At 63.0% G+C, this 12739-nt stretch carries 7 protein-coding genes; 5 read left to right on the forward strand and 2 right to left on the reverse strand.

The genetic code is table 11. From position 1 onward, the window contains the following. Positions 1-34: 34 nt before the first annotated feature. Positions 35-1645 carry a condensation domain-containing protein gene (locus ACK3CV_RS01855; protein WP_164040413.1) on the reverse strand — a complete coding sequence of 537 codons (1611 nt, stop codon included), beginning with the start codon at positions 1643-1645 and terminating at the stop codon, positions 35-37. 534 nt (positions 1646-2179) lie between these two features. Between ACK3CV_RS01855 and ACK3CV_RS01860 the strand changes: the two genes are divergently transcribed. The 3 genes from ACK3CV_RS01860 (at position 2180) to ACK3CV_RS01870 (ending at position 8541) form a co-directional block, all read left to right on the forward strand. Beyond that, positions 2180-4273, forward strand: coding sequence for a TonB-dependent receptor (locus tag ACK3CV_RS01860; RefSeq protein ID WP_033636744.1), 2094 nt, complete (start codon positions 2180-2182; stop codon positions 4271-4273). A 78-nt stretch (positions 4274-4351) separates the two neighbouring features. Then, entirely contained in the window at positions 4352-7261 is a 2910-nt protein-coding gene (locus ACK3CV_RS01865) for a condensation domain-containing protein (protein ID WP_164040415.1), read from the forward strand. Positions 7262-7308: 47 nt separating this feature from the next. Next, positions 7309-8541: a YncE family protein gene (locus tag ACK3CV_RS01870; RefSeq protein WP_033636746.1), complete on the forward strand. Its 1233-nt coding sequence runs from the start codon at positions 7309-7311 to the stop codon at positions 8539-8541. 56 nt (positions 8542-8597) lie between these two features. Here ACK3CV_RS01870 and ACK3CV_RS01875 read toward each other — a convergent pair whose 3' ends face one another. Then, the gene (locus ACK3CV_RS01875) at positions 8598-10880 is read right to left on the reverse strand and encodes a TonB-dependent siderophore receptor (protein WP_164040417.1); all 2283 of its coding nucleotides are present in this window, start codon (positions 10878-10880) and stop codon (positions 8598-8600) included. 284 nt (positions 10881-11164) lie between these two features. Here ACK3CV_RS01875 and fes point away from each other — a divergent pair, with 284 nt between their 5' ends. Together fes and ACK3CV_RS01885 are read left to right on the forward strand one after the other, a co-directional pair. Further along, the gene (gene fes, locus ACK3CV_RS01880; protein WP_072265060.1) at positions 11165-12538 is read left to right on the forward strand and encodes an enterochelin esterase; all 1374 of its coding nucleotides are present in this window, start codon (positions 11165-11167) and stop codon (positions 12536-12538) included. Further along, positions 12513-12719: an MbtH family protein gene (locus tag ACK3CV_RS01885; protein WP_033636748.1), complete on the forward strand. Its 207-nt coding sequence runs from the start codon at positions 12513-12515 to the stop codon at positions 12717-12719. The genes fes and ACK3CV_RS01885 overlap by 26 nt, the downstream gene beginning before the upstream one ends. Positions 12720-12739: the final 20 nt, after the last annotated feature.

Below are 12739 nucleotides of genomic sequence, written 5' to 3' on the forward strand. Positions count from 1 at the left end.
AACGAGCCGGGCGCCGCGCGCCCGGAAACCGATCTCAGTGCTGCGGTGCCAGCGCGGCGAGCAGCGTTTTCGCATGCTTTCCTGCCTCGGGCGAGCGTTGGCAGATCAGCGCCGCCAGCGCCGCAGGGGAGGAGTGCGCCGCCAGATCCTGCGCCGTCAGCGCCGCCGCCAGATACTTGTTGAGCACCGTCAGCAGCGCGTTCACCCCGGCATCCGGCAAGGCCAACCGGCGGATATCGTCGTGGTCGCGCAAGCCGGCCCCGGGGGCCACCCGCGCCAGCAGCCGATGCAGCACCTGGCGCACCGGCGCCTGCTGCGCCAGCGCGTCGGGCGTGCATTGCGCCAACAGCTGCGACAGCGGGCGATCGAACGCCTCCGTTTGCCGCGCGGCCAAGTGCAGCAGCGCCCGGTAACAGGCCAGCAGGCGTGGCAGCACCTGCTCGGGGAACGCATCCAGCCGCACGTCCCAGTTGATCAGAATACCGTCGTCGACGTGGGCGACCTGCGCATCCAGCGCCACCTGCGGCCCCTGAGAGATGACCCAGCCGAGATGGCCGAAGGTGTCGGTGACCCGTTCGGAAAACAGCGTCTTGCCGCGGATGCCAAAACCGGCGGTAAACACCACCGGCGAAGGCTGCAGGCTGCCGTGCAGGCGCGACAGATCGCGCATCACGCTGACGCCGGGGTAATCCGCATGCTCGATCAGCTCCGCCAGCTGTGCCATCAGGCGCCGGCAGAAAGCGCTCAGATTTTCCGTCGGGTTCAGCTCCACGCCGAGCAGCACCAGGTTAGAGAAATCGCCGATGAGGCGATGCGCGTCCTCCCGTTCACTCTCGCGGTGGAACAGCGGCACGTTGAGCCGAAAGCGCGTCATGTTCCAACCCTGGCCGACGGCCAGCGCGAACAGCGCTAAAAACAGCGTCGAGAGCGAGGTGTGATGCCGTTTGGCGGCGCTCTCCAGCGCGCGGCTTTCTTCCGCATTCAGCTGTACGGCCAGGCGATCGCTGCGGCAGCGGTCCGGCGTGCGCAGCAGGCGCGGCGCCGGCGGCACCTGCGCCAGGCGCTCACGCCACCAACGCTGGCCGCGTTCGCGCCGCTGGCGTAGCGCCTCGTCGGCGTCGCGCCGTTCGAGGTGGTCGAAGTAGGCCGGCGGCACGTCATGGGGGGGCGCCGGCGGGCACTGGTAATAAAACGCCGTCAGATCTTCCATCAACAGGCGAAAGCTCATGGCATCGCCGGCGATCATATCGAGATCGACATGCAGGCGGCTGCGCCCCTCCGGCAACAGGCTCAGGCTGATATCGCAGGGCACGCCCTGCTCCAGCGGCAGCAGTTGGGTGCTTTTCGCCTGGCGTTTGGCGGCGAGCGCGGCCGCCAGCGTCGCTTCATCGGCATGTTGCCAGTCGTCGATATGCAAGGAGTGCCGGGGGCCGGAAGGCGCGATCGTCTGCCGGCCATCATCGGTAATGCGCAGGCGTAACAGCGGATGGTGCAGGTACAGCGCCTCGACAGCCTGGCGCAGCCGGGCGATGTCCAGCTCGCCGCCGTCGAATTCCGCATACAGGTGGGCGGCTATGCCGCCGAGGGGAGGAGCGGACTGTCGGCCTACCCAATAGGCGGCCTGCATCGTGGTCAAAGCTTTCATCGGGTATCCATTTTGATTCAGCCAACGAGACTGCAAGAATATATCCAAATGTTAATAGGAATGAAAATTATTATTATTTAATCCATTTGGCGTGAAGGTGCTATTTATAAGGGGTTTTAGCGATGCCGGGCAGGTAGGGCTTTGGAGGTGAATAATTTATCTATATTATTCTTAGCATTGAAATGATTGCTTGTTATTACAGCGCTTGTTTTACCTGCAAAAGTATAAGGCTTTCTGGCTGTTTCCGTGCTCGGCTCCTCATCTTTGTTGATAATGATTTGCATTAGAAAATGCAAAATATTATCATTCTTAACACTCTTTTACGTTTTTATACAAGCTGCCGGCCGCTTCGCCGGCGGCTTGGCCGTGGACGGGGCCGCGCTCGTTTGGCCGCGAAAAACATGGGTTTGCCGCAGGGATAAGCAACAGCAAGGCCGGGAAGGCCGCAGCGTCATGGTCTGTGTGAGTGTCGATGTAGGTTGTGTAAAAAAAATCAAATTTTGTGCACCTCTGGGATGAAAGGAGAAGACATCTATGGGCAAGCATTTTGCGGCTCAACGGCATGAAAGCGTAGGAAACGGGGAAAAAGCGGGGATGAAAGCCATTGGGGCGTTTTCCTCCGTATTTTTAGGGGTTTGTTCACTGGCGATCGGTAACGTCAACGCGGCGGAAACCAAGAGCAACGAAACCTACCAGGACGCGGAAACGCTGCTGGTTACCGGTGAGAAGGTCAAACGTTCTATTTTCGACACCAGTTCCAGCGTGCAGGTGTTCGACAGCAACCGCATCGCATCGATGCCCGACGCAGTGCAGATCCCCGATCTGCTGCGCATGACCCCCAACGTGGTGGATCTGGGCATCGGCAACGAACTTCCGACCGTGCGCGGTATCGACGGTTCCGGTCCGAACGTCGGCGCCAACGCCTTCCTCAGCGGCACCCGCCCGCGCCTCAACCTGTCGTTGGACGGCCGTTCGCTGACCTATAACGAACAGGCGTTCGGCCCGCAGTCGCTGTGGGATCTGGATCGCGTTGAAGTGTTCCTCGGCCCGCAAAGCTACATTCAGGGGCGCAACGCCATCGCCGGCGCCATCGTCATGGCCAGTAAAGATCCGACCTTCGAGTGGGAAAGCGCCTTCAAGGGCGGCGCCGGCAACCAACACTCTTCGCAACTGGCCGCCATGGCGTCCGGCCCGCTGGTGGAAGATCAGCTGGCGTTCCGCGTGAGCGTCGATCGCCAGCGCCGCCGCAGCGAGGCCGATCTGCCGGCCTATGCGCCGGTGGGCGATCCGCGCGAAGTGGAAGCCACCACCGCCCGCGCCAAGCTGTTGTTCAATCCGGCCGGCTTGCGCGACCTGACTACCAAACTGACCTTTAACCATTTCGGCAGCACAGCACCACAGAACGAAAGCCTCAACCCGCAGCCGCACCCAACCAATCCGCGCCACGATCCGCGCCGCGCCGTGTTCAAAAGCAACATGAACAGCACCATCTGGGATCTGGCCTGGGAGGCCTCCGATGCGCTGACGTTGGAAAACCGCGTTATCTATACCGATTTCAACATCAACCGTCCTACCGCTTACAACATCCAATACGCCGAGATTGACGGCCAGGAAGTTCACGTAGAGCCGGTGGTGCGCTTCGGCGGCGCGGACAGTCGCCTGCACGGGCTGGCTGGGCTGCGTTATTTCCACGGTACGCAGGATGAGTTCGTCAACATCTTCGGCGGATCGACCTTCAAGGATAAAACCGATACCCATTCGGCGTTCGCTGAGCTGACCTATGCGCTGACGCCGCAGGTGGACGTGACCGCCGCCAGCCGTCTGGAACGCGAACACCGCCGCCGCGACGGCGGCAGTCAGGCGGTGCGTATCGACTTCGATGAAACCTACACCGTGTTCCTGCCGAAGCTGGACGTGGCCTGGAAACCGACGGATACCCAAACCTACGGCGCCAAGATCGCGCGCGGCTATAACGCCGGCGGCGGCGGCATCACGATCGGCACGCCGGTGGTCAGCTATACCTACGGTTCCGAGTATGTCTGGAACTATGAGCTGTACACCCGCCATCACCTGAAAGACGCCAACGTGGTGCTGACGGGTAACATCTTCTACAACGATTACAAAGACATGCAGCTGCCGTACTCGTTGGGTGAGAACTCCAGCGTGATCCGCAACGCCGACAAGGTGGAAACCTACGGCGCGGAAATCGGCGCCACCTGGCAGCCGCGTTGGGACTTTGAACTGTTCGGCAACCTCGGCCTGCTGAAAACCGACATCAAGAAATTCTCGGGCAGCGGCGTGGAAGGGCATGAGCTGGCGCGCGCACCGGCTTACACCGCCAATATGGGCGCCAAATATCAGTTCCTGAAAGGGTGGGAGCTGAGCAGCAACGTGGCGTTCTCGGACTCCTATTACTCGGCGTATGACAACGATTCGCGCGGGCGTATCGGCTCCTATTGGACGGCCAACGCCCAGCTGGCTTACACCTTCGACTACGGCCGCGCCACGCTGTATGCGAAAAACCTGTTTGATTCCGACCGCCGCGAGATGGTCAGAAGTAATGACATCTACACGGCGACCCTGCAGCGAGGCCGCTTGGTCGGCGCGGCGGTTGAGCTGAATTTCTAACGCTATCGCGATGACGGGGGACGAATGTCCCCCGTTTTATGCGCTATCCCGGCACGGCCGGGCAGAGGAGATAACGCAGTGATCGGTGATTTTGACAGCATTCTGAGCGATGAAGAGGCCCAGCGGCTGGAGAGCGCGTTTCAGGCGCTGGGCGTGGCGTCGGCGAGCGGCGAGCGGCCGGTAAGCGAAGCCGAAGAACGGGCATGGTTTGCCCATATGCAGCAGGGTGACGCACGCGGGCAGCGGGCGTTGGCCTGGCGTTTGACGGGGGATGTGGATATCGCCCAATTGACGGCGGCGCTGCAGGCGCTGGTGCGGGAAACGCCGGGCGTGGATGTGCGCTACGTTTTTGATGACGAAAACGGCCTGGTGAAACGCCCCGCCGGCTCGGCGCCGTTGCCGGTGAGCCTTCGTCAGGTGGCGGACGAACAACAGGCCATTTGTCGCTTGCTGCAAGCGCAGGCAACGCCGTTTGTACTGGAAAGCGAAGCGCCGCTGCGCTGCCTGCTGTTGCTCACGCCGGGCGATAACGTGATTTTGGGCGTGGTCTTGCATGACATCCTGGCGGAAACGCTGCCGTGGCGTAATCTGCCGGCGATGCTGTCCGCCCGTTATAACGGGGACGCGATGCCTCTGCCTTTCGCGGCGGAGCCGGTCGAGCTGGCGGAAACTCCGGAGCCGCAGTTGCCGTGGGTGCGCCAGGCGGTCTCACTGCAGGATTATCGCAGCCCGGCGCAGCGCGCTGAAGCCTTACCGCCGGTGGGCGCGCGCGTGGTCACGCGCATTGCGCGCTCGCTGTTGCCCGCCAACGACACGCCGCGGGCGCTGCTGGCGGCGGTGGCGGCGCGGTTTGCCGAGTTCGTCGCCGCGCAGGCCGGCGGGCAAGCGGTGCAGCTGTGCTTGCCGGCAGCGGATACGGCGGAGTGCGTCGGCCTGGAGCTGGGCCTGACGGCGCCGCCGCTGATGCGCCTGACCGTACAGCATGGCGAGGGCGACGCCGGGCAGCGGCTGCTGGCGCAAACCGTGGCTGAACAGCCGGACCCGCAACGGGCGCAGCTGCTGGTGGCCTGGCGCGACGATCTGGCCGCAGAGTGGCGGCTGGAAGGCGTTCACGCCGAACGCCTGTTGCTGCCGCCGCTGCATACGCCGTTTGAGCTGGCGCTGCTGCTGGAGTTGCCGGAGGCGGAAGCGCTGACGCTCGAGCTGGTCACCGATCCGCGCCTGTCTCCGCACGCGGCGCCTTTCCTGCTGGAGCAGTTCAGCGCCTTCCTGGCCGGGCAGCGGATTGCCGTCGCATTGCCGGCGGCTGAGTCCGTTTCCCCGGCGATGGCCGCGCCGGCGGCGAACAGCGACGCGGACGAAAGCGTTGCACCGCTGATTTTGCAGGAGTTCCGTGAGGCGCTGGTGGCGCCGGAAATGACCCTGGATGAAGACTTCTTCGATCGCGGCGGCCATTCGCTGGTGGCCACCCGGGTGATCGGCCGCTTGCTGAGCCTGCATCAGATCGAAATCAACATTAACGATCTGTTCAGCCATCCGACGGCGCGCGGGTTGGCGGGCTATGCCAAACGCCTGAACGTTGCGCAGCCGAATGCCGCGGTGGCCACCGCCGACGATCATGATCGGGCGCAGGCACCGCTGTCGCTGGCGCAGGAATCGCTGTGGAAGGTGTATGAAGCCTTCGGCCATGACGAGATTTTCAACCTGCCGTTCTCTCTGCGCTTCTTCGATGCGGTGGATGAAACGGCGCTGCGTCAGGCGTTTATCGACGTCATGACTCGCCATACCGTGCTGCGTTCACGCTTCGTCGAGCAGCAGGGCGCGGTGGTGCAGGTGGTGGTGCCGGCCGCCGAGCTGCCGGAGTACCAGTGGTTCCGCTTCTCCCACGAGACGCCGGCGGGCAACGCCGCCGCCCTGTTGGCCGACGCCGGCCAGCACCGGTTCGATCTGGCCGCCGAGCTGCCGCTGCGCGTCACGCTGCTGCGCGATGCGGACAACGGTCAGCAGCTGCTGTCGCTGCTGTTCCACCATGTGGTGCTGGATGAATGGTCGCTCAACCTGATGATGGATGAATTGGGCGTCGCCTACCGCCATCGCGTCGTCGGCCAGGCGCCGCAGTGGGGCGGGCAGCCGCCGCAGTTCCACACCTTCGCCAGGCAGCAGCGGGCCTCCGGGGTGCAGCAGCAACATCTGGACTACTGGCTCGACGCGCTGCGCGGCGCGCCGGTCGGCCAGCCGATCTTCCGGCAAGAGCCATCCACCCACCCGGCGGTGCCGGCACCGGCGGACGTCAACGGCGGCTGGCTGGAGTTCGAGGTCGATCCCGCCGTGGCGGAAGGCCTGTATCAGCTCGCCCGCCGCAACAACGCTTCGCTGTTCAACGTGGTGTATGCCGGGATTACCTCGGCGCTGCGCCTGCTTGGCGGCCCGGCGGATCTGTTGGTGGGCACCTCGACCTCCGGCCGTAACGACGCCGAGTTCTTCGATACCGTCGGCTACTTCACCACCGTGGTGGTTCACCGCGTTCGCTTCGACGAGGGGCTGACGGTGGCCGGGTTGGTCAGCCAGGTGAAAAACACCATCAACGGCTCGCTGCCGTACACCGATATTCCAATCGATCTGGTGGAGGAAGGGTTGTTCGGCGTGGACGCCGACCGCAAGAACCACATGTTCGAAGTGTTTATCCAGATCCACAGCCGCATCAAGCTGAACGGCGAGTTCCGGCTGCAGGACGGCAGCGCGATCGCCTACCGCCAGGTGGAGCCGGAAAAAGCCGAGTCGCTGCTCGGCCTGCAGTTTGAGGTGATGGAAGACGATCTGGCCGGGGCGAAATCCCTGCGGGTGATGATGACCTACCGCCAGGATCACTACAGCCGGGAGCAGGCCAATCTGATCGCCGACGGCGTTCAGCACGTCTTTACCCAGTTTGCGCAGCACATCGCTGGCGATATCGCTCTGGCGGCGCTGCCGCCCGGGCCGCAGGCATGACGTTGTTTCACTCTAACCGAAAGCATGATTTTCAAGGAGATAAAAGGATGTCTGGAACCCTAGCAACCCCGCGCGCGTTACTTTCGCTGCTGGTGGCGGCCTCTCTGGTGGTCGCCGGCGCTGCGCAGGCCGACGATGCCGGCATCAAACCGCAGGACATCAAGCGCGAGGCGCTGTCGTCGGCGGTGGTAGAGATGGCCTACAGCACCTCGCAACAGGCGCTGTTCGTCAGCGCGCCGGACTGGAAGGAAGAGGCGCGCTCCCGCGTGCTGCGGCTGGATCCCAACACCCTGGCGATCAAGGCGGAGATCCCGCTGCAGGTGAAAGGCTTCGGCGTGGCGCTGAACGATGCGGGCAATCGCCTGTACCTGACTCAGGGCTTCAACGGCGAAGTCGGGGTGGTGGACACCACCACCAACCACGCGCTGGGTAGCATCAAGCTGCTGGACAAAGCGGTGCTGGAGCAGGCCTACAAGCAGGCGGGCATCAGCGGCAAGCGCCTGGACTTCCTGCTGGCGGAGTTGAAGAAGTTCAAAATCACCGAGGACTACCTGTACCGCATTCGCGAGATCAAGTATGACGCGCAAAGCGGCCGCCTGTTCCTGCCGGGGCTGGGCTTCGGCGTCGACAGCGTGCTGTACGTGGTCGATACCAAGGCCGGCAAGCTGGAGAAAGTGATCCCGGGCTTCGGCTACAACGCGGTGGGCATCACATTGGATGAGAAGGGCCGCCGGGTATTCGTCTCCAACATGCAGGGGCAGGTGATCACCCTGAACGCCGACACGCTGGCGATCACCGCCACCCACGAAGTGCAGGCCGATCAGCTGCTGAATCTGGTGTATGATCCGGCGAGCAATCGTCTGCTGGGTGTCGATCAGGGTATCGATCGCGATAACTATCGCAATCATCATCTGGGGCACGACTACGTGAAGCGCAGCAGCGGCCACCGGGTATTCGCGCTGGATGCGGACAGCGGCAAGGTGCTGGCCAGCGAACTGACGGATGAGGTGCCGATCGGCCTGCTGCTCGACGAGCGCAGCCAGCGGCTGTACGTCGCCAACCGCAAAGGCGTACGCGTGGATCACGGCGCCGGGACGCTGACGGTGTTCGACGCCAAGACGCTCAAGCGCCTGCAAACCGTAGACCTGCCGCCGCACCCTAACAGCCTGGCGTTGGATCCGAAAGGCGACGCACTGTTCGTGACGGTGAAAAACGACGGCGCTTCCACCAAGGCCGGCAAGCCGGAAAGCGTGGTGCGTATTCAACTTCACACCAACTAACTGAATATAAATATAAAAAAGGGCGCCGCGGCGCCCTTTGTCGTTGGATCATGTCATCAGAAGTGGGTGTTGATGCTCATGTAGTAGGTGCGGCCCGGTTCGTTGTAGGTGGCCGCGCCTGCACCGGCGATGTTGATCGCGCCGGTGTTCGGATCGCCCACGTTCTGCGCATTGCCGGCGCGGAACTGGCGTTTGTCGAACAGGTTGTCGATGCCGACGGTGAGGCTGACGTTTTTGGTCAGGTCATAGGTCGCGCTGGCGCCGACGACGGCATAAGGGCTGACCTCGCGGGTTTCGCCGCCGGTGGCCGGTTTACCCTGGTAGTTGTACTTCTTCGGCTTCTGACGGCCGTACCAGGTCAGGGTGGACTGCATCGACAGATCCTGCGTGGCCTGCCAGCTGAGGGTCGAGTTGACGGTGAACTTCGGGATCACCGACAGGTAATCGCCTGTGGTCTTGTTCTTGTTCTCGATCATGTAGGTGGCGTTGTTGCTCCAGGTGACGGTCTCGCTGACCGGCACGTTCAATGAGCCTTCCAGCCCTTGTACCACCGCTTTCGGTACGTTCTCCCACTGATAGACCGCCGTGCCGGTGCTGCTGGTGGCGATGCGAGAGTTACCCGCCTCAATCTTGTTGTGGTAATCGTTGCGGAAGTAGGTCACGCCGGCCAGCCAGCCTTCGTTATGGAATTCCAGCCCGATCTCTTTGTTGACGCTGGTTTCCGCCTTCAGATCGTCGTTGCCCAGCAGGTAGCAGCCGTTTTTGGTATCGCTGCCGGCACATCCCTGGCCTTTACTGTACAGCAGGTAGTTGCCGTTGGTCTGGAACAGCGTCGGGGCTTTATAGGAACGCGCGATGCCCATCTTCAGCGTGAAGTAGTCGCCCAGTTCCTGTGACAGGTTCAGCGCCGGGCTCCAGTTGTTGCCGGATTCGGAATGCAGATCGTAACGCAGGCCCGGCGTCAGCATGGTGGTGTCGGTCAGTTCAATGTTGTCTTCGGCAAACAGCGAGAAGATATGCGCGGAAGCATAAGGGCTGCGCGTACCGGTAGTCATGCCGGGAATGGTGCCGCCCATCAGCGTTTGGCTGGTGGAGGTGCCGTCTTTCATCCGCTGCTGGGTCCACTCGGTACCCAGCGTGGCGGTCTGGGCGACGCCCAGTTCAAACGGCACGCTGACTTCGCTGTGCGCCAGGAAGTCGTCCAGCTTGGTGGTGCCGAAGCCGGTGTTTTTGGTGTCGAAGATGCCTTCGGTACCGCCGGCCAGCCCTTCGTTCAGGCGGGTGTTGCGGGTGCGCTCAAACTGCACGTAGTTGTTGGTGCTCACGCCGTTGTCCCAGGCACCGCGGTGGGTCAGGCCGAAGGTTTCACGGTAGATGCGGTTGGTCTCTTCGCCGTAGTTGCTCTGCACCAGGGCGTTGGTGTTGGTGTTCTGGGTATCGCCGGCGTACAGGTTGCCCTGGCGGCCGTAAGCGTACTCGAACTCCAGCGACTGCAGATGGGCGAAGTCCCAGTGCAGCAAGGCGTCGATATTTTTATCGACCACCCCTTCACGCCCGGCCGGGACGCTGTTGGCGTAGGCGCCGACGCGTTCGGACTTATGCGATTCGTTAATGTCCCAGGCGTCGGCCTGCGTTTTGCTGTAGCCGCCGAACAGGCGGAAGCTCAGGGAATCGCTCAGCGGGCCGGACAGGCTGAAGTCGGTGCGCTTGGTGGCGCCCTCCTGCTTGTGCTGCGGCACGTTGAAGTAGCCGTTCAGCGAGCCGTGCAGCGCATCGCCGGCCTTCTTGGTGATGATGTTGACCACGCCGCCCGCGGCGCCGTTGCCGTAGCGCGCCGCGGCAGGGCCACGCAGCACTTCGATGCGCTCGATCATTTCCGGCGGCACCCAGGCGGTATCGCCGCGCGAGTCGCGCTCGCCGCGCCAGCCCTGACGCACCGAGTTGCGGCTGGAGGCCGGTTTGCCGTCGATCAGAATCAGGGTGTTTTCCGGGCCCATGCCGCGGATATCGATCTGGCGGTTGTTGCCGCGCTGGCCGCTGGTGGAGTTGCCGGTCAGGTTAACCCCGGGCATGGTGCGGATCAGTTCGCTGATGTCGCGCGCCGGCGGGCGTTTCTTGATCTCATCGGCGGTGATGGTGGACACCCCAGGCGCCTGCAGGTTCTGCCGGGCGGCGGTCACGACGATGGTGTCTTCGCCGCGCGGCTTTTTATCCGCGGCGCCGCTGTTTTCTTCCGTGGTGGGGGTGTCGGTCTGCTGCGCGGCGTTGGCGAACGCGGACGCGCCCAATCCCAAGCCGATAAGAGTGGCTAAAGAATAACGTGATAGCTTGCTTTTCATCTGAGTGTCCTACCTTGCTGCCATCCCTCGCCGAACGGGGGGAAGGGCGGTTGTAGTTTTTGTGTAGTCGGAAATAGAAAATCGGCTGCGGCAAGGGATGCCATTGATATATCCCCGATCCCTGTCCGTTGCGCGCAATACCAGCACGATCTCCAAGCCTTACACACTATTGCAAATGCAAATTATTATCAATAGTATTTGGCGTACAGTGCGTTCGGGCGGTGGCCGGCGATAGGGAAAAGTCGACGTTCCCGGTGCCGCCAACTACAAAATGGGTAGGCGTTGTGAATACAGAACTACAGTCAGAAAGCAGCAGATTATTGGCCAGCAGCAATGCGGGCAGTCCAGGATGGTGGTTGACGGTGGCACGGCGCGGTACGCCATGGGTAGAACCGGCGGGTAATGGCCGCTGGCGAACCACCTTTTTCTGGCGCGATCCTCAGGGATGCGAATTGACCTCCGCCTACCGCCGCGTGTGGATCAACATCAACTGCCTGACCGACCATCACCAGCCGAATCCGCCGCAAAGCCTGCAGCGTCTGGCCGGCACCGACGTGTGGTACTGGCAGACCGAGCTGAGCGGCGCCTGGCGCGGCAGCTACTGCTTTATTCCCTGCTTTGACGAGCGGCCGCCGGCGTTCAGCGGCGACGATGCGCACGCTAATATGCACAACCTGCGCCACTGGTGGCACCAGGTGTTCGCCAGCGCCACCCCCGATCTGCTCAACCCGTATCGCTCCTGGCAAAGCGCCAGCGGCCACAGCGTCTCCGGCCTGCACATGCCGGATGCGCCGCCGCAGCCGGTATGGCGTTCGTTCGACGAGTATGAGATCGCCAGCGGGCGCTGCACGCCGCCGCTGCCGGCGCGTTTGCAGCGCCATACCTGGCAGAGCGAGCGCCTGGGCAACAGCCGCGACGTCTGGATCTACACCACCGGCGACAGCAAGCCGGCCGAGCGTCCGTTGGCTATCCTGCTCGACGGTCAGTTCTGGGCGAAGCAGATGCCGGTCTGGGAGCCGCTGATGCAGCTGACCCGCGAGGGAGCGTTGCCGGAAGCGGTGTATGTGTTGATCGACATCATCGATCTGCCGCACCGGGCGCGAGAATTAACCTGCAAGGACGATTTCTGGCTGGCGGTGCAGGAAGAACTGATGCCGCAGCTGGCCGACTGGGCGCCGCACAGCGACAAACCGGCCGATACGGTGGTGGCGGGGCAAAGCTTTGGCGGCCTGGCTTCCCTGTATGCCGGGCTGCGCTGGCCGCAGCGCTTCGGCGCGGTAATTACCCAGTCCGGTTCCTACTGGTGGCCGCGGCGCGACATGCTGCAGCTGCCGAGCATCCCCGACGACGCCTGCTGGCTGATGCAGCAGGTGGAACGGCATGGCCTGGGCAACCACGGTGCGCTGAAGGTATTTATGGAAGCCGGTTCGCAGGAAAAGCTGGTGCATCGGGTCAGCGGCGAAATGGCGGCTCGCCTGAGCGACGCCGGCCATCGGGTGCACTACCGGGTGGTGGAAGGCGGGCACGACGCGCTGTGCTGGCGCAGCGGCCTGACCGACGGGCTGCAGGCGGTCTGGGCCTCCGCTTTCGCCACCGCTTATCCGGCATCGGCGACGGCACGAGGAACACATGATGGAAAGCCTGAATCCGTTCGATGATCAACAGCAGCGCAGCCTGGTGCTGCGCAACGTACAACAACAATACAGTTTGTGGCCGGATTTCCGCGCCATTCCGTCCGATTGGACGATCGTCTTCGGCCCGGCGGCGCGCACCGCGTGCACCGAGTGGCTGGAACAGCATTGGCAAGACATTCTGCCGGTCGCAGCAAGCAAGGCGTGACCGGCGCCAGGTAATCACGG

This window comes from Serratia sp. TSO36, assembly GCF_057808395.1.

Coding starts and splice junctions, on each gene's coding strand:
- ACK3CV_RS01855 (WP_164040413.1), bottom strand. CDS start 1,645: ATGAAAGCTTTGACCACGATGCAGGCCGCCTATTGGGTAGGCCGACAG.
- ACK3CV_RS01860 (WP_033636744.1), top strand. CDS start 2,180: ATGGGCAAGCATTTTGCGGCTCAACGGCATGAAAGCGTAGGAAACGGG.
- ACK3CV_RS01870 (WP_033636746.1), top strand. CDS start 7,309: ATGTCTGGAACCCTAGCAACCCCGCGCGCGTTACTTTCGCTGCTGGTG.
- ACK3CV_RS01875 (WP_164040417.1), bottom strand. CDS start 10,880: ATGAAAAGCAAGCTATCACGTTATTCTTTAGCCACTCTTATCGGCTTG.
- ACK3CV_RS01885 (WP_033636748.1), top strand. CDS start 12,513: ATGGAAAGCCTGAATCCGTTCGATGATCAACAGCAGCGCAGCCTGGTG.